At 69.6% G+C, this 17,279-nt stretch carries 17 protein-coding genes; 8 read left to right on the top strand and 9 right to left on the bottom strand.

Annotation, left to right across the window (positions count from 1 at the left end; translation table 11 throughout):
* Positions 1-10 precede the first annotated feature (10 nt).
* Positions 11-1,582, bottom strand: coding sequence for a DUF1800 domain-containing protein (locus H7965_RS19195; protein ID WP_186772199.1), 1,572 nt, complete (start codon positions 1,580-1,582; stop codon positions 11-13).
* Positions 1,583-1,760: 178 nt separating this feature from the next.
* On the opposite strand from H7965_RS19195, the gene prfB reads away from it, so the two are divergent.
* Positions 1,761-2,892 (top strand): peptide chain release factor 2 gene (gene prfB / locus H7965_RS19190; RefSeq protein ID WP_186772198.1). Its coding sequence is split into 2 segments (ribosomal slippage): positions 1,761-1,829 and positions 1,831-2,892, totalling 1,131 coding nucleotides; the frame shifts between segments, so codons are not numbered across the junction.
* A 13-nt stretch (positions 2,893-2,905) separates the two neighbouring features.
* Here the strand turns inward: prfB and H7965_RS19185 are convergent.
* Positions 2,906-3,172, bottom strand: coding sequence for a hypothetical protein (locus H7965_RS19185; protein ID WP_186772197.1), 267 nt, complete (start codon positions 3,170-3,172; stop codon positions 2,906-2,908).
* 144 nt (positions 3,173-3,316) lie between these two features.
* On the opposite strand from H7965_RS19185, the gene H7965_RS19180 reads away from it, so the two are divergent.
* From H7965_RS19180 to H7965_RS19170, 3 genes are all read left to right on the top strand, one after another.
* Complete coding sequence (locus H7965_RS19180; protein WP_186772196.1) at positions 3,317-4,561, top strand: glycosyltransferase family 4 protein; 1,245 nt, start codon at positions 3,317-3,319, stop codon at positions 4,559-4,561.
* A 294-nt stretch (positions 4,562-4,855) separates the two neighbouring features.
* A complete protein-coding gene (locus tag H7965_RS19175) occupies positions 4,856-5,488 on the top strand; it encodes a response regulator transcription factor (RefSeq protein WP_186772195.1) in 633 nt (210 codons plus the stop codon).
* Positions 5,489-5,623: 135 nt separating this feature from the next.
* On the top strand, positions 5,624-5,767 hold the full coding sequence (locus H7965_RS19170) for a hypothetical protein (protein WP_186772194.1): 144 nt from the start codon (positions 5,624-5,626) through the stop codon (positions 5,765-5,767).
* Positions 5,768-5,831: 64 nt separating this feature from the next.
* Here the strand turns inward: H7965_RS19170 and H7965_RS19165 are convergent, their stop codons facing one another.
* Positions 5,832-6,614 (bottom strand): alpha/beta fold hydrolase, encoded by a 783-nt coding sequence (locus tag H7965_RS19165; RefSeq protein WP_186772193.1) that lies wholly within the window; start codon positions 6,612-6,614, stop codon positions 5,832-5,834.
* A gap of 257 nt (positions 6,615-6,871) precedes the next feature.
* Here H7965_RS19165 and H7965_RS19160 point away from each other — a divergent pair, with 257 nt between their 5' ends.
* Together H7965_RS19160 and H7965_RS19155 are read left to right on the top strand one after the other, a co-directional pair.
* The gene (locus tag H7965_RS19160; protein ID WP_186772192.1) at positions 6,872-7,861 is read left to right on the top strand and encodes an LLM class flavin-dependent oxidoreductase; all 990 of its coding nucleotides are present in this window, start codon (positions 6,872-6,874) and stop codon (positions 7,859-7,861) included.
* A gap of 111 nt (positions 7,862-7,972) precedes the next feature.
* Positions 7,973-8,524, top strand: a complete 552-nt coding sequence (locus tag H7965_RS19155; protein WP_186772191.1) for a carboxymuconolactone decarboxylase family protein — start codon at positions 7,973-7,975, stop codon at positions 8,522-8,524.
* 124 nt (positions 8,525-8,648) lie between these two features.
* On the opposite strand, the gene H7965_RS19150 is transcribed toward H7965_RS19155, so the two are convergent.
* The 6 genes from H7965_RS19150 to mutM all read right to left on the bottom strand — a co-directional run bounded on the left by H7965_RS19150 (position 8,649) and on the right by mutM (position 14,782).
* A complete protein-coding gene (locus H7965_RS19150) occupies positions 8,649-9,512 on the bottom strand; it encodes a LysR family transcriptional regulator (protein WP_222440706.1) in 864 nt (287 codons plus the stop codon).
* 100 nt (positions 9,513-9,612) lie between these two features.
* Complete coding sequence (dnaN, locus tag H7965_RS19145) at positions 9,613-10,740, bottom strand: DNA polymerase III subunit beta (protein WP_186772189.1); 1,128 nt, start codon at positions 10,738-10,740, stop codon at positions 9,613-9,615.
* Positions 10,741-10,909: 169 nt separating this feature from the next.
* Positions 10,910-12,298: a chromosomal replication initiator protein DnaA gene (dnaA, locus tag H7965_RS19140; protein WP_186772220.1), complete on the bottom strand. Its 1,389-nt coding sequence runs from the start codon at positions 12,296-12,298 to the stop codon at positions 10,910-10,912.
* Positions 12,299-12,680: 382 nt separating this feature from the next.
* Complete coding sequence (gene rpsT / locus H7965_RS19135; RefSeq protein ID WP_186772188.1) at positions 12,681-12,959, bottom strand: 30S ribosomal protein S20; 279 nt, start codon at positions 12,957-12,959, stop codon at positions 12,681-12,683.
* A 141-nt stretch (positions 12,960-13,100) separates the two neighbouring features.
* On the bottom strand, positions 13,101-13,880 hold the full coding sequence (locus H7965_RS19130) for an enoyl-CoA hydratase (RefSeq protein ID WP_186772187.1): 780 nt from the start codon (positions 13,878-13,880) through the stop codon (positions 13,101-13,103).
* 32 nt (positions 13,881-13,912) lie between these two features.
* Positions 13,913-14,782, bottom strand: a complete 870-nt coding sequence (gene mutM / locus H7965_RS19125) for a bifunctional DNA-formamidopyrimidine glycosylase/DNA-(apurinic or apyrimidinic site) lyase (protein ID WP_186772186.1) — start codon at positions 14,780-14,782, stop codon at positions 13,913-13,915.
* A 39-nt stretch (positions 14,783-14,821) separates the two neighbouring features.
* Between mutM and H7965_RS19120 the strand changes: the two genes are divergently transcribed.
* Both H7965_RS19120 and H7965_RS19115 read left to right on the top strand, forming a co-directional pair.
* Positions 14,822-15,589, top strand: a complete 768-nt coding sequence (locus tag H7965_RS19120) for a class I SAM-dependent methyltransferase (protein ID WP_186772185.1) — start codon at positions 14,822-14,824, stop codon at positions 15,587-15,589.
* 286 nt (positions 15,590-15,875) lie between these two features.
* Complete coding sequence (locus tag H7965_RS19115) at positions 15,876-17,075, top strand: SH3 domain-containing protein (RefSeq protein WP_186772184.1); 1,200 nt, start codon at positions 15,876-15,878, stop codon at positions 17,073-17,075.
* The last annotated feature ends 204 nt before the right edge of the window (positions 17,076-17,279 follow it).

The following is a 17,279-nucleotide window of genomic DNA, read 5'->3' as shown; positions in this document are numbered from 1 at the left end:
CGGCATCTCCTCACGCGGTCTGGAAGGCGGGGGCAGTGAGCACCCAGCCGGCCAACTCGCCGACTTCCGCCGCATTCGGCTTCGCGCTGCGGCCGGCGGCCTGCCAGACCCCGGCGATGGTTTCCGCCACCCGGGGCGCCGCCGGGCCGAGCGCCGTCTGCGCCAGCCGTGCCGTCACCCGCGCCACCGGCTGGCCGGCGCATTCGGCCAGCAGCGGGGAGGCGCCTGTGGCCCAGCTGTTGCGGCCGATCCCCTGGGCGATCGCCCAGCGGGCCCGCAGCGCGCTGGCGCCGAGATAAGGTTCCGGATCGACCGGCTGGCCGTCTGGCGAGGGCCAGGCGAACAGGGTCTGCCCGGCCCTCGATAGCTGGCTGGCGAGTTGCATGGTCGGGGTGAAGGGCAGCTGCAGCGCGCGGGCCGCGGCGGCGACGAAGTCCAGCGGCCGGCGAGCCCGACCGTAGCCAGGCGCTGCGATCTCCGGACCCAGCAGCAGGGCGCGCACCGTCCGGGCGATCTGGTCGGGTGCCTCCGCATGGCGCTGGAAGGCGGCCTCGGCGCGGGCGACGGCCGCCGCCGGCACCGGGTCGCCGATCAGGAAGCGGGCGAGCTTGGTGCAGACATGGCGGGCCGTCGCAGGATGTACCGCAAGCGCGTCCAGCACCGCCTTGCCATGCGCCATGGCCGGGGCGAAGGGGTCGAGGTCCTGGCCGAGGAAGTGCTTCTGGTAGGGATCGTGCCATGCGGCGACATAGGTGAACTCGCCGCTCCGGGGCAGCCGGCGGGCCCGGTCCAGCGGCTGGTTGTTGGCAACGGTCCAGCCGGTGAGGGCGCGGGCGGCCTCCCAGACATCGGCATCGACATAGCCGGCCGGGCGGCCATCCGGCAGCTTCGGCACGTCACGCCCGCTGCGGGCACCGCCGTGATAGGCAGCCTGGCCGAGCGTGTGCAGCTCCAGCAGCTCGCGGGCGTAATTCTCATTCGGCGCGCCGGCCCGGCTGGTCCAATTGTTCAGGTAGACCAGCATCGCCGGGCTGGTCGCCACTGCCTCGAGCAGGGTGCGGAAATTGCCCAGCGCCGCGCCGCGGATGCGGCGGTCGTGCTCGACGATGGAGACCGAGACAAACTGCAAGCTGGGTGTGGCGACATTGAAATGGTCGTGCCAGAATTCCACCAACCGTTCCCGCAGCTGGGCCTCCGCCGCCGCCTTGCGCAGCAGGGTCGAGAGGATCAGCTCGACCCGCGGGCGGTCGCGCTCGGCGCCCGGGATCGGCGGCTCGCCGCGGCGGCCAACCAGCAGCCAATTGGTGGTCTGGCTCGCCGCCAGGGTCAGCAGCGGGCGGGCTTCATCCACCGCCGGCTCGTCCGGGCCCTTGGCGTAGCGGATCGGCACCCGCAGCGCCTCAAGCTGCGCGACCAGGGTGGGATCATCGGGCGGCAGGGCAAGCTGGCGGTCCAGCCAGGGGCCGAGGCCCTGGCGCGCCAGCGCCGCCGCCTCGCCCGGTTTCGCCCCATAGGCGGCACGGGCCAACACGCGGTGCGCACTGCCGGCATCCAGGGCGGGGGCTTTGGCCGTGGTGCTCACGGCAGGCTCTCGCAGATCGGATCCATGGCGACGCACCCTATCGCACGGCGGGAGGCAGGCCAAGTGAACTCGCGTGACGCGCCTTGTTACCGAGCAACCCGAAGGTAACCGGGCGCCACACCGTGCCGACCACCCGCGCGCCCTGGACAGTCGCGGGCGGCCGGCGCATAGGGCCGGCATGCGCGCCGACGCCGAATCCCTGAATGAGCAGATCACCGCCTCGGTGGCCCTGCTGAGGAGGCATCTTTGACTGGGATGCCGCAACCCGCCGCCTCGATGAGCTGAACGCCCGGGCGGAAGACCCCAGCCTCTGGAACGACGCTGCCAAGGCGCAGCAGGTGATGCGCGAGCGCAACCGGCTGGCCGACCAGATCGACGGCGTCCGCAAGCTGGAGCAGGCGGTGCAGGATGCGCTGGAGCTGGTCGAGCTGGCCGAGGCGGAGGGCGATGCCGCCACCGCCGATGCCGCCGTCGCCGACCTCCAGGCCCTCGCCGCCGAGGCCAAGCGCCGCGAGATCGAGAGCCTGCTGTCCGGCGAGGCCGATGCCAACGACGCCTGGCTGGAGGTGAACGCCGGCGCCGGCGGCACCGAGGCGCAGGACTGGGCCGAGATGCTGGTGCGCATGTACCAGCGCTGGGCCGAGCAGCGCGGCTACAAGGTGACCTTGAGCGAGCAGTCGGACGGCGAGGAGGCGGGCATCAAATCCGCCACCCTGCTGGTCAGCGGGCCGAACGCCTTCGGCTGGCTGAAGACCGAGACCGGCGTCCACCGGCTGGTCCGGATCAGCCCCTTCGGCGGCAACGACAAGCGGCAAACCAGCTTCGCCAGCGTCTATGTCTACCCGGTCATCGACGACCGGATCGAGATCGAGATCAACCCGGCCGACCTGAAGACCGACACCTTCCGTGCCTCCGGCGCCGGCGGCCAGCACGTGAACAAGACCGAATCCGGCGTCCGCTTCACTCATATCCCGACCGGGATCATCGCCGCCTCCACCCAGGATCGCAGCCAGCACCGCAACCGGGCGATCGCCATGGAGATGCTGAAGGCCCGGCTGTATGAGCTGGAGCTGCGCAAGCGGGAGGCGGTGACGGCGGGGATCGAGGCAGGAAAGACCGACATCGGCTGGGGCCACCAGATCCGCAATTACGTGCTGCAGCCCTATCAGCTGGTGAAGGACCTGCGCACCGGGCTGGAGAAGGGCAATCCGGCGGCGGTGCTGGATGGTGACCTCGACGAGTTCATGGCGGCGGCGCTCGCCGCCCGGGTCGGCGCGACGCGGTCGGAGGCCAGCGCGGCGGCGCGATAAGCGCCGCGCCGCGTTATTCCGCCGCCAGCCGTAGCGTCACGCCCTGGCGCACCGCCGGATGGCGCAGCGTGATCTCGTCAGGGCGCACCACGCGCTGCCAGCCATGCTCCCGCGCTTGCCGCAGCAGCCGGGCCGGCAGCATCACCACACCGAGCCCGCAACGGCGGCTGCGGACCAGGATATGGTCGGCGGTGAACTCCACCCACCACCCTTCGCGTTGCGCCAGGCGCAGCAGGGTGGAGAGGACAGACCAGTCGGTACGGTAGAGTGCGGGGATCATACGGCAGGCGTAAGGCCGCCGCCGGCACCGGCGTTCCCTCACGCCAGCGGATGTGTTCCGGCCATCGGTGGCACCGTCGGCGTTGCTCCAGGCGTCGCGATCGGGCATGGAAGCGGCACCCCGAGCGGAGGCGAGCTTCGGCGCATGCGGACCCTCTTCGTCCACCAGAATTTCCCCGCCCAGTACCGCCATGTCGCCCCCGCCCTCGCACAGCGGAAGGGGCATCAGGTGGTGGCGCTCGGCGAGAATGCCGGTGAGGCGCTGCGTGGCGTGCAGCGTATCCGCTACAAGGCGCCCACGACCGGTGGGGAGAAGACCCATCGCTACCTGCGCCGGCTGGAGAATGCGGTCTACCGCGGCCAGCAGGTGGCGCGGGCGGCGCTGGCGCTGAAGGAGCGCGGCTTCACCCCGGACCTGGTCTGCTGCCACCCTGGTTGGGGCGAAGGGCTGTTCCTGCGCGACGTCTGGCCCGAGGCGAAGCTGCTATACTATTATGAATTCTACTACACCGCCGTCGGCGCCGATGTCGGCTTCGAGCCGCCGGGCGAGCCGGTCTCGATCGACGACGCCTGCCGGGTGCGCCTGCTGAACGCCAACCACCTGCTGTCGCTGCAGGTCTCCGACTGGGGCCACACCGCGACGCAATGGCAGGCCAGCCGCTTCCCCGACTGGGTGCGGCGGAAGATGTCGGTGGTGCACGAGGGGATCGACACCGCGGCGATCCGCCGTCAGCCCGACCCCAGCTTCACCCTGCCGGACGGAAGGATGCTGCGGCCGGGCGACGAGGTGGTGACCTTCATTGCCCGCGGGCTGGAGCCCTATCGTGGCTTCCACAGCTTCATGCGGGCGCTGCCGGAGATCCTGGTGAAGCGCCCGGCGGCGCAGGTGGTGCTGGTCGGCGGGGATGAGCCGCATTACGGGTCGAAGCCACAGGCGGGCGGCACTTGGCGGCAACTGCTGCTGGCCGAGCTGGAGGGGAAGCTCGACCTGTCGCGGGTGCATTTCACCGGCAAGGTGCCGCATCCGGCGCTGCTGGCGCTGCTCAGCCTTTCGGCGGCGCATGTCTACCTGACCTATCCCTTCGTGCTGTCCTGGTCGATGCTCGAAGCGATGGCTTGCGAATGCCTGGTGATCGGCTCCGCCACGCCGCCGGTGCAGGAGGTGATCGAGCATGGCCGGAATGGCCTGCTGGTGGATTTCTTCGCCCCGGACCAGATCGCGGCCGCGGTGATCGGGGCCCTGGCGGACCCCGCGGCGATGCAGCCGCTGCGGCGGGCGGCACGCGAAACGATTCTTTCTTATTACGATCTCAGGCAGGTCTGCTTGCCCCAACTTCTGGGTCTGGTTGAGAAAGTGGCAAGGGATCAAGCGGTATCGGTTGTGGGGTAAGGCTTCGTTGTTCTGATCCGGATTTGCAACAGGTCCGGACGCTGCAACTAACGAAGTTCACTTTGAACTTGGTAACAAAGTTTTGAACATCGCCGCAGCACAATTTCTGCGGTGTCGCGCAGTGCTGCACTGCACACTCGCGTGGAGACGACACTCGACGTGCGAAAATCCGCCTGAAAACACAACTATTGCGTGTGGCGAGAGGGTGGCATGGGACAATTGGGACTCGGAATTATAGAATCGGACGGCACTTCAGGCCGCGTCTTGGTAAAATTCCTCTCGGATCAGGGATTCGTGCCGGAATTGCACCCGGATGCCGCACCATTCATTGGGCGGCTGCGGACCCATCCACCGAATCTCGTCATCATCGGCTGCGATGGTGAACCCAGCACGACACTGCAGATCCTGCGGCAGATCCGCGAACAGTCGGTGGTGCCCTGCATCGTGATGTCCGGCCAAGCGGATGACGTCAGCGAAATCGTCGCCCTGGAAGCCGGCGCCGATGCTCTGGTGGACCGCGCGGCGCCGCTGCGCGCCCTGGTCGCCCGGATCCGCGCGGTGCTGCGCCGCGGCGAGTGGGGCGTGGTGGAGACCGTGCCGACGCTGTCGATTGGCGGTTGGCGGCTGACCGCCGAACGGCGCCAACTGCTGCGGCCGGATGGCAGCGAATGCCCGCTGACCACCGCAGAATTCGATCTGATGCACCTGCTCGTCGAGAGCATGGGCAAGCCGATCTCCCGCGACACCATCGCCAGCATAGTGTTCCGCCGGCCGTTCCGGGCGGAGGACCGGACGGTGGACAATCTGGTGCTGCGGCTGCGCCGCAAGCTTGGCCCGGCGCAGCAGGACAGCATCAAGACCATCCGTGGCGCCGGCTATCTCTTCGCCGGCTTCAGCGGCTGCACCCCGTATATCGCAGTGGCCTGACCCGCCGGCGCCTGACGCCGACCAGCCGCGTGGCGGAGGCATCGCGGCGGGCTGGTCCAGCGCGGTAGGCTGCGCCGGTCGCCCTTGCCCGGCCCTGTCTGCCGGTGACCACCCCTGCCCGACCGTATGGCCGGCATGCCGGCCAAGGATCTGCTGCGCAGTCGGGGAGACACGCGTCGCGCCGAGCCCCGCCCGATCATCATGGCGGGGCTTGAACCGGTTATTCCAGCCACCTGTTTCATCAAAAATCTGGACGCGCCGGTCGAGCCCCGCGCGTGATGAAGATAGGCCATCCATGCGAACGGCGCCTCCCAGGCCGCGGCCTGGGAGGGCACTCGCCCTCCTACCCCAGGAATCGCCGGAACTGCTCCACCACGAAGCCCGGCCGCTCCCGCACCGAGGCGTGCCCGGCGGCCGGTACCTCCACCACCCGGCTGTCGGGGATTGTCTGGTCCATCCAGGCCGCAGCATCCTTGAAGGGCTGGCGTTCCTCCGAGCCGAGCATGATCAGGGTCGGCGCGGTGATCCGCTTCGCCTCCTCCCGCGCATCCACCATCGCCAGCATCTCGCAGGCCAGGGCGTAGCCTTCGGCGCTGCATGCCTCGAAGGTCTGGCGGACGAATTGCACGTTTGGTCCGTTCTCGGCGATGGAGCCGGGGGTGAAGAACACCGGCAGCAGGGTCGGGATCAGGCTGGCGACGCCGCCCGCGCGCGCCGCCGCCGCGCGCACCGGCCAGTTGGCGCGCTGCTCCTCATTGTAGCGCGGCGTGCAGTCGCAGAGGATCAGCTTCTCGACCATCTCCGGATGGGTGCCGGCGAATTGCTGCGCGACCGAGCCACCGAGCGAGATGCCGGCCAGGTGGAACCGCTTCAGCCCCTCCCGCTTCGCCAGCGCCTGCAGCTGCGCCGTCAGCTCCGGCGCGCCGTACTGGCCCTTCGGCAGCTTGGTGTCGCCATGGCCGGGGAAGCTGTAGGCGACCAGCTCGTACCGCTCGGTCAGCGGCTCCAGCACGTCCCAGAAGCGCCAGTCCATGCCGAGGCAGTGCAGCAGCACCAGCGGCGTTCCCTTGCCACGGCGATGCACGGTCACATCCGCGGGGTCGAGCGGTTGCGGGTTCCATTCCATGGTCCTGTCCTTACCGGCTGCTGCGCTTGGGCGCAGGATGGCCGCGACGGGCGGGCCCGTCATGCCCCTGGCCTGCATAAGAGTTATTCCGGATTGTCCGCCATTCCTGCCCGGCCACAGCCGGAACCGCCGAAATCATGCCTTGCCCATTTCGGACATCGCGGCACGGCAGATTTGCCGATTGCGGCCTTTCTTTACGGGGTGGGTTTGCCGCACCATGCCGCCCGATACGCAACCGCGGTCCAAGGGAGCCGGAGATGCAATTCGGATTGTTCGGCGGCGCCAGGACCAAGCGCAGCGTCGGCATCGAGGACAGCCAGGGCTACCAGAGCTTCATCGACTACGTGATGGAAGCGGACCGGCTCGGCTTCCGCCACATGTTCATGGTGGAGCACCACTCCACCGGCCAGGGCCAGGTCTCCGCCTCCATGACCCTGCTGGCCTATCTTGCGGCGAAGACCCAGACTATCCGCCTCGGCACCGCCGTCGTCGTGCTGCCTTGGCACAATCCGGTGCTGATCGCCGAGCAGGCGGCGACGCTCGACCTGCTGAGCGGCGGACGGTTCGATTTCGGCGTCGGCAAGGGCTATCGCAAACCGGAGTTCGACGCCTTCTGCATCCCGATCGAGGAAGCCTCCGAACGCTTCGACGAGGCGATCGAGGTCATCCGCCGCGCCTGGACCTCCGAGGAGCGCTTCAGCCACCACGGCAAGCGCTGGCACTTCGAGAACATGCTGGTCGAGCCGGCGCCGCTGCAGCAGCCGCACCCGCCGATGTGGCTGGCCGCGGGCAGCGCCGACAGCATCCGCCGCGCGGCGCGGGACGGCTTCAACCTGCTGCTCGATCAGCTTGCCTCGGTGGAGCAGATCATCGAACGTATCGCGATCTACCGCGAGGCATGCGAGCGCGTCGGCCGGCCCTACCATTCCAACATGGTCGGCACCGCCCGCGCCCTGCAGATGATCCACTCCGAGGCGGAGCGGCAGGCGGCCTATGAGACACGCAAGCGGGTGGTGGGTGTCATCGGCGACCTGGCCCGCGGCAAGCTGGCCGAACGGGTGGAGGAGGATACCGCGCCACTGCTCGGCACGCCGGAGGAGATCATCGCCCGGCTGAAGCAGCTGGAGGCCGGCGGCGCCACCAACATCCTGCTGGTCGATCCCAACGCCTCCCCGGCCGGGCTGCGCGCCTTCGCGCGGGAGGTCATGCCGGCCTTCACCCCGGCGCTGCACGCCGCTGCGGAATAGCCGGCCGCCCCTTGCCGCGACGCGGCCCGCGCCGCAGGGTGCGGGCCGTTGCAAAGCGGATTGACGCCTCCGGGCGACTCCGCCCCGCGATGATCCGAAGGGGAGACATCCATGAGCCGCCTGCCGCAGAAGACCCGCGAGGAATTGGACGCAGCCCAGCAAGTGGTCTGGGACCGCATCGCCTCCGGTGCGCGCGGCGGGGTTGGCGGGCCGTTCATCCCGCTGCTGACCAGCGCGGAACTCTGCGCCCGGGTGGAGCAGGTGGGCGTCTTCATCCGCTACGAGTGCAGCGTGCCGATGCGGCTGCGCGAACTCGCCATCCTCTGCGTCGGCCAGCATTGGAAGGCGGCCTATGAGTGGTACGCGCATGCCCCGATCGCCGCGAAGCAGGGCGTGCCGGAGGCGGTGATCGCCGCGGTCGGCGCCGGCGCCGAGAGCATCCCCTTCGACTCCGAGGCGGATCGGGTGGTGGTGGATTTCGTCCGTCCACTGCTGCGCACCGGCCAGGTGGCGGATGCCCCCTATGCCGCGGCGCAGACGCTGCTGGGCGACAAGGCCACGGTCGAGCTGACCGGCCTCGTCGGCTACTACAGCCTGCTGGCGATGCAGCTGAACGTCTTCCAGATCGCCCCGCCGCCGACCTTCACGGCCCCCTGGCAGTAGGGCGGACCACCCATCTCCGTCATGCGCGGACTTGATCCGCGCATCCGGTTCCGTAGCAGAAGCAAGCGGTTGAGATGGCCGGGTCAAGCCCGGCCATGACGCGGCGTGGCGTGTGGTACGCCCCTCACCCCGACCGGGTGATCTGCACCAGGAAATCGATGAAGGCCCTGAGCTTCGCCGGCAGGTGACGCTGCGGCGGGTAGAGCACCGAGACCGGCGCGCCTTCCAGCGCATACTCCGGCAGGATCGCACGGACATCGCCGCGTTCCAGATCCTTGCGGTAGAGCCACCAGGTGCCCTGGGCGATGCCGGTACCGGCGACGGCCGCCTCGCGCAGCGCATCGCCGCTGTTGATCACCGCATTGCCCTGCACCCGCAGGCTGAAGGCCTGGCCATTGGCGCCCTTGAAGCTCCATTCCGGGCCGAAGCGGCTGATCAGGCAATTATGGTCGCGCAGTTCCTCGGGCGTTGCCGGCGTGCCATGCCGCGCCAGATAGGCGGGCGCGGCCACCGTTACCTGCGGGCCGCGGGTCAGCAGCCGGGTGGTCAGCCGGCTGTCGGTGATGGTGCCGGTACGCACCGCCAGATCGAAGCCATCGGCGATGAGGTCCACCATGCCGTCGCTGAAATGCAGCTCCAGGCTGATGCCGGGATAACGGGCAAAGAAGCCGGGCAATTCGGGCATCAGCGTGACCCGACCGAAGCTCAGCGGCACCACCGCGCGGATGCGGCCGCGGGCGACGCCGCTGCCGCGCTTCAGCGTGGCCTCGGCATCCTCAAGCTCGGCCAGGATGCGGACACAGCGCTCGTAGAATTCCTGGCCGTAATCGGTGGTGCGCAGCCGCCGGGTGGTACGGTTGAACAGCTGGGTGTCCAGCGTGTCTTCCAGACGGGCGATGGTCTTGGTCACCGCCGAGGGCGACAGCCCAAGCTTGCCGGCAGCCGCCGTGAAGCCCCCATGCTCGACAACGCGGACAAAGACGGCCAAGGCCGCGAACTTATCCACCCAACGCACCCCACCTCAGGCCGGTCCAGGGGCCAGTTGGCCCCTGGCGGATGGGGTCTGGAAAAGGCAGCGCTTTTCCCAGCTAAACCCGCATCGGCATCAGCACATAAAGTGCTTCCGGCTTGGCGGCGTCGGTGACGACTGTTGGCGCGGACCCATCGGCAAAGCGGAACTCCACCAACTCGGCGATCTGGTCGGTGATGTCGTTCAGGTAGCGTGCCTGGAAGCCGATCTCGAGCGGCGAGTTCTCGTACTTCACCACGTCGCCGTCCAGCTCCTCCTGCGCCTGGCCCTGTTCGGCGGAGGAAGCGGAGAGCAGCAGGTGGTTGCGGTCGATCGAAAGCTTCACCGGCCGCGAGCGTTCGCTGCTGATGGCAGCGACGCGGCCCACAGCCTCGGCGAATTCCTTCTTCGAGACCTTGAGGATCTTGTCGTTGCCGCGCGGGATGACGCGGTCGTATTCGGGGAAGGTGCCGTCGATCAGCTTGCTGGTGAGCTGCACCGCGCCGATATCGAAGCGGATCTTGGTGTCGGAGAGCCGGACGGCGATCTCCTCCTGCGTCTCCTCGGCCAGCTTGCGCAGCTCGTTTACCGTTTTGCGGGGGATGATGACGCCGGGCATGCCGGCGGCGCCATCCGGCAGCGGCTCCTCCACCCGGGCCAGGCGATGGCCGTCGGTCGCCACGGCACGCAGCACCTGGGCGCCCTCGCTTTCCGTGGCATGCAGGTAGATGCCGTTGAGGTAGTAGCGGGTTTCCTCGGTGCTGATGGCGAAGCGGGTGCGGTCGATCAGCTCGCGTAGCTGGCCGGCGGGCAGGGAGAAGCCGTGCGGCAGCTTGCCCTCGGTCATGGAGGGGAAATCCTCCACCGGCAGCACCGCGAGGTCGGTGTTGAAGCGCCCGGCCCGCAGCCGCAGCGGCGCGTCGCCGCCGGCGTGGTCCAGTTCCACCCGCGCACCGTCCGGCAGCTTGCGGACGATCTCGTACAGGGTGGCGGCCGGGGCGGTGGTGCGGCCGGGGCGGCTGACCTGCACCCCGGGCACTTCCTCGACCACCGCGATCTCCATGTCGGTCGCGGTCAGCCGCAACGATCCCTCCTGCGCGGCCAGCAGGACGTTGGCCAGGATGGGGATGGTGTTCCGCCGCTCCACGACGCTCTGGACATGCGCCAGCGCCTTGAGCAGGAGCGCCCGTTCGACCGTGAATTTCATGCCACCCAGGCTCCCAAATCCGATGCGCCCCGCAGCCCTGGCGGGCGGCTACCCTACCAGCGCGGATTCGCTAGGGAAAGGTAAGGTTTCCGCGGCCTTCGGCCAAGCGCGGCGGCGCACCGAACGGCGCGGTCGGACGACCGCACCCGCACCGCAACAAGAAGCCGCCTCAACTCTCCAGCATCTTCCGCAGCAGCGTCACATCCTCGGCGAAGCCGGCGTCCTGCTGCATCAATTCGGAGACGCGGGAGACGGCGTGCATGACCGTGGTGTGGTCGCGGTTGCCAAAGCGCCGGCCGATCTCGGGCAGGGAGCGCTGGGTGAGCTGCTTGGCCAGGTACATCGCCACCTGCCGCGGCCGCGCCACGTTCCGGGCACGGCGGGCGGAGACCATGTCGGTCAGCCGCAGGTTGTAGTGCTCGGCCACCTTGCGCTGGATCTCCTCGATCGAGACCCGCCGCTCATGCGCCCGCAGCACGTCGTGCAGCACCTCCTGCGCGCTGTCGATGGTCACCGGCCGGCCAAACAGCCCGGCATGGGCGACCAGCCGGTTCAGCGCCCCTTCCAACTCACGGACATTGGCGGTGATGCGGCTGGCGAGCAGTTCCAGCACCTTGGCCGGCACCTCGACCCGCGCCGCAGCCGCCTTGGCCTGCAGGATCGAGAAGCGCAGCTCATAGGTGGTGGCATGCAGGTCCGCAACCATGCCGCAGCCGAGTCGGGTCCGGAGCCGATCCTCGATGCCCGACAGGTCGGAGGGCGACTTGTCGGCCGAGACGACGATCTGCTTGCCCTGGTCCACCAGCGCATTGAAGGTGTGGAAGAACTCCTCCTGCGTGTTGTCCTTGCCGATCAGGAATTGCAGGTCGTCGATCATCAGCACGTCGACGGCGCGCAGCGTCTCCTTGAACTCCATGGTGTTCTGGCTGCGCAGCGCGGCGATGAAGCGGTACATGAATTTCTCGGCGCTCATGTAGGCGACGGTGCGCACCGGCTCATGCTCGCGGATCGCCCAGGCAATGGCATGCATCAGATGCGTCTTGCCGAGCCCGACGCCGCCGTAGAGGAACAGCGGGTTGAAGCCCTGGCTGGCTGGCTTCTCGGCGACCCGACGGGCGCAGGCATGGGCGAATTCATTCGGCTTGCCGACGACGAAGGTATCGAAGGTGAAGCGCGCCTCGAGCGGTACCACCCAATCCGAGCGGATCTCCGGCGCAGGGCGCTCGGCCGGGCGGACAGCGAGGCTTTCGGCGAGGCCCACGGGTTCGGTCCGGGCCGGAACGCGAGGCTCGGCGCCGGCCATGGCGGGTTCCGCCGCGGCCTGGGCCACCCGGATCTCCACCCGCCGCACCGCGGATTCCTCGGCTTGCCACAGGGCGCGGAGGCGGTCGCCGTAATGGCTGTTCACCCAGTCGCGCAGGAAGCGGGTCGGCAGCAGGATGACGGCATCCTCGCCGTCGATCCCGGCCAAGGTCATTTGCCGCAGCCAGGTGCGATACTCGACCTCGCCGACCTCCTCGCGCAGGCGGCCGCGGATGCGGGCCCAGCAGGCGGCCATGTGTCCAGGTGTTTGGGGGGACAAGCCGCTGGCCTCCTATTCCATCCCTGGTGCCGTCCGAGCCCCGTCCATCGGCACGCCGGCATAAACCGGCGGACCGCAGGCGGGTTCGTCGCCCGCAATCGGGTGGTCAGCCGGCGGGACGCCGTGGTGCCGGGGGATTGGTGGACCCGTCGGCCTGACAGGTCAGAGGATACCCCGCGGCCAAAGACGGGGTAAATAGTAACTTTTGCCTCGATCGCATTCGGCAAATAAAGCCGAAATCATTCCCGAAAATATTCTTCGGGACTGCAATCAGCCATACGAAACAGGAGAACTCTCCTGTTTCGTTACTTGCGCGAACGTAACTTGACCTGCGCTGATCGAGGCGCGGCCTGGGCTCTCAGGCCGAGGCGCTGGCGCCGATCGACTTGATCCGGGCCGAGAGGCGGGAGAGCTTCCGCGCCACGGTATTCTTGTGGAACACCCCCTTGGTCGCCGCCCGCTGCATCTCGGGCTGCGCCGCCTTCAGCGCGTCCTGCGCCTGCGACTTGTCGCCACCGGCGATCGCCTGCTCCACCTTGCGGATGAAGGTCCGCACGCGCGACCGGCGCGCCCGATTGCGCAGGGTGCGCTTCTCGGTCTGGCGGATACGTTTGCGGGCAGAGGCCGTGTTCGCCATGGGGATGTGACTTCAATTCATTAGGTGAAGGACAAGCGCACGACAGGCGGGCGCGGGGTCAGGGGTTCTACAGCCGGCCCCGCCGCCCCGTCAAGGGAAGGGCCGGAAGCACCCCCCCGCGGGCAGCAGGGCCCGGCCATGTCAGCTATTGGTGAAGCGGGCCTTCCGCTTCTCGGCGAAGGCCGCCATGCCTTCCTTCTGGTCGGCCGTGGCGAACAGCGCCTGGAACGCCCGCCGCTCGAACTTCACGCCCTCCGCCAGGGTGGTCTCATAGGCCCGGTTCACCGCCTCCTTGGCGATGGCGACGGCCGGGGCCGAGAGCGTGCCGATCTTCTCGCCGAGCTTCACCGCCTCCGCCACCACCTCGGCCGCCGGCACCACCCGGGCGACCAGGCTGGCGCGCTCCGCCTCCGCCGCATCCATCATCCGGCCGGTGAGCACCATCTCCATCGCCTTCGCCTTGCCGATGGCGCGGGTCAGCCGCTGGGTGCCGCCGGCGCCGGGGATGACGCCGAGGTTGATTTCCGGCTGGCCGAATTTCGCCGTGTCGGCGGCCAGGATGATGTCGCACATCATCGCCAGCTCGCAGCCGCCGCCGAGTGCGTAGCCGGCCACCGCGGCGATCACCGGCTTCTGCACGAAGGTCACTGCCTCCCACCGCTTGCCGATGAAATCATCGAGGTACACGGCGGGATAGCTGCGCGACTGCATCTCCTTGATGTCGGCACCGGCGGCGAAGGCCTTCTCGTTGCCGGTCAGCACGATGGCCGCCACCTCCGGGTCGGCATCATAGCCGCGCAGCGCCTGGCCGAGTTCCTCCATCAACTGGTCGCACAGCGCGTTCAGCGCCTGCGGCCGGTTCAGCCGGATCACCGCCACGCGGCCCTGCCGCTCGGTCAGGATCATCGAGTATTCGGCCATGGCACGTCCTCCTCAGGTCACGCCGGCTTACCTCATCGCTGCGTCCGCGGGCAATGGAAGGTGGCGCGGCCGGACTGGACGAAGCGGCGGATGCCGGGGCAGTCCGGCGGCCCCGCGCCGGAGCCGGCAGCGAGATTTGGACAATGCTCGCAGGGCTGGCCCTCGCGGTCGTAGACCTTGAAGCGTTCCTGGAAGAAGCCGATCCCACCATCCGCCTGCACGTAGTCGCGCAGCGAGGATCCGCCGGCGGCGATGCTTTCCTGCAACACCGCCTTGATCGCCGGCACCAGCCGCCGGCTCCGTGCCCCGGCGACGCTCGCGGCCAAGCGCCTCGGCGAGAGGCCGGCGCGGTACAGCGCCTCCGAGACGTAGATGTTGCCAAGGCCGGCGACCACCTTCTGGTCGAGCAGCGCCGCCTTGATCGGCGTCTGCCGGCCGCTGAGCGCCGCGCTCAGCACCGCGGGGGTGAAGGCGTCCTCCAGCGGCTCCGGCCCCAGCCCGGCGAGCAGCCGGTGGCCATCCTCCGCCGCGGTCGGCACCAGGTCGACGCAGCCGAAGCGGCGCGGGTCGACGAAGCCGACGTGGATGCCGGCCTCCGTCTCCAGCGTGAAATGCTCATGCGCGACCGGCGCATTCGGCCGGTCGGCGGCCGGGCGGGCCACCATCCGGCCGGACATGCCGAGGTGGATCAGCAGGCTGTCACCGCCCGAGAGCCGCATCAGCATGTACTTGCCGCGGCGGCGGAAGCCTGCCACCCGCGCCCCCACCAGCCGCTCCACCAGCCCGTCGGGAAAGGGCCAGCGCATGTCGGGCCGGGCGATGGAGGCGGCGCGGATCGCCTGCCCGTCCAGCACGGCGGCGAGGCCGCGCATCACCGTCTCGACTTCCGGCAGTTCCGGCATATGTCCCCCACTCCCTCGCCCGGCTATGGTGCGCGACGCATGACCGAAGACAAGCCCCGCGCCCCGGCTGGCGCCGATACCATCGATTTCGGCTTCCGCGACGTGCCGCGCGCCGAGAAGGCCGGGCTGGTGCGCCAGGTCTTCGAAAGCGTGGCGCCACGCTACGACCTGATGAACGACCTGATGTCGCTCGGCCTGCACCGGGTCTGGAAGCAGGCCTTCGTCGCCGCCATCGCTGCTTCCCCGCGGGAGACGCTGCTCGACCTCGCCGGCGGCACCGGCGACATCGGCTTTCGCGCGCTGGAGCTCGGCGCCGGGCGGGTGATCCTGTCGGACATCAACCCGGCGATGCTGCAGGTGGCGCAGGGCCGCGCGCTGGAACGCGGGCTGGCGGCCGGGCTCGGCTTCCTCTGCGCCGATGCCGAGCGGCTGCCGCTGCCGGATCGTTCGGTGGAGAAGATCTCCATGGCTTTCGGCCTGCGCAATTGCACCGACAAAGCCGCGGTGCTGCGCGAGGCGCGGCGGGTGCTGCGGCCGGGCGGGCGGTTCCACTGCCTGGAGTTCAGCCGGGTGGAGGTCGCCGCCCTCGCGCCGCTCTACGACGCCTGGTCCTTCCGCGTGCTGCCCGCACTCGGCCAGCGCGTGGCGAAGGACGCCGAGAGCTACCGCTATCTGGCGGAGAGCATCCGCATGTTCCCCGACCAGGAGGCGCTGGCCGGGCTGATGCGGGAGGCCGGGCTGGAACGGGTGCAGCACCGCAGCCTCTCCGGTGGAATCGTGGCGATCCACACCGGCTGGCGGATCTAGCGCGGATCGCGGAGGGGTGCGGACGCCCTGATGCGTAAAGCCGCCCCGCAAGGGCCGCAGCGCATCGGCGTTCGCAGTTGAACGCACAGCACCGCGGACATTCCTGGAGGCGAAGGTCGCACTCCAGGCTCACGCCATCGGCACTTTCGCGCCTGCCGCGCGTATGTACCCCTCCCTCTTCCCACCGCAGGCCGTGGCCCAGGCGGCTGCGCCGGGCACACAAATACGATATACTAGAGGAGGGGGGGCTCACCGCGCATCCGTGCGGCGCAGCAGAGGGGTAGTCATGATCAGCCAGCCGGAAACCGTCTATCGTCTGGAGCGTCCGCTGCATGCCGGTGACCAGGCGACCCAGGATCCCGTGATGGCGGCGCTGCCGCCGGGCTGGGTCGGGCTGAAGGACAGCAACATCAGCGGGCTGCTCAACCACCCACAGCGGGTGGCCTATGTGCTGCTGCACCCGCAGATCGGCGTAGCCCTGCTGGATTTCACCCCGGGCCAACTCGATGGCGCCGCCGCGGGGCTGCATCATCGCCTGGAGGCGGCTCGCTTCGAGGCGATCTTCCCCGGCTATTTGCCTATCGCCGAACTGACCCTGACACCGTCAGAGGTGCCGGCGCTGGAGCGGATCCTCGCCGCCACCTTCGCCGCGCTGCCGCCGCTGACGGTGCCGGGCGGCGATGGCTGGATCAGCGTGGTGCGCCGCGCCCTGCAGCCGCGCGATCCAGGCCGCGCCACCGCCCCGGCGATGGCGCCTGTCGGGGGGATGCGGCTGGTCCGCCCGCGCGAGCCGCGCGGCACCGCGCCACTCGCCGCCGGCGCTCCAGCCAGCCCCACAGAGGTCCCCATCGAGACCAGCGCGGCTGCCGGGCCGGCGCCACGCCACCGGGGGCGCGGGATCGTCTTCGGATTGCTCGGCGGCGCCGCGCTGGGCGGGCTGGCGCTGACCGGCGTGGCGATGGTCTGGCCGGACGCCGAGGAAGGCCCGCCGGTGACGCCGATCGCCGCCCTGCCGGTCGAGGCGCCGCGGGCACCCGAACCGCCGCGGTCGGCCGCGCTGCCTCCGGCGGCGGCCGCCGCGCCGCGGGAGCTGCCCAGGCCCGATGCCTCCGGCGCGTCCGTGGCACAACCGCCGGCCGCCCGTCCGGCACCGCCGTCCGAGGCCAGGCCGGCGTCGCCGCAGCCGGCACCCGCACCGCCCGCCATCCCGGCCGCCGGGCCCGCACCATCCAACGCCCCGCCGGCCCAGGCCGCGCCACCACCGCCGCCCCCCGCCCCGCCTCCGGCCGCCGCCTTGCCTCGGACCGTGGTGCGGACCGCGGCGAACATGCGCGCAACGCCCGACAACCGCGCCCGCATCATCCGCACCGTCCCGGCCGGCGAGAGCTTCCGCATCCATGGCACTGCCAGCGGCGGCTGGGTCCAGGTGGGGGATGCCGAGCCGCAGGGCTGGATCCACTCCAAGCTGCTGCGCAACAGCAACTGATCAGACGCCCGGCACGAATGAATCCTGCAAGCCGCTGGTAAATCCGCCTCCGCCGAAATCTGCTTGCGGCGAGGCGTGCCGGTCTGATGCGTCGGGGGCATGGCAGGAGCGCTGCTGAGCCCTGCGGACCGGGCGTACTTCCCGATGATGATGCGCCGTCAGCCGAACAGCGGGTGTACGGCTGGACGAATGCGCTTCTGCTGC

The sequence above is a fragment of the Siccirubricoccus deserti genome, from assembly GCF_014283215.1.
GTDB classification, from domain to species: Bacteria; Pseudomonadota; Alphaproteobacteria; order Acetobacterales; family Acetobacteraceae; genus Siccirubricoccus; species Siccirubricoccus deserti.
This window is presented reverse-complemented; position numbering and strand designations above follow the sequence as displayed.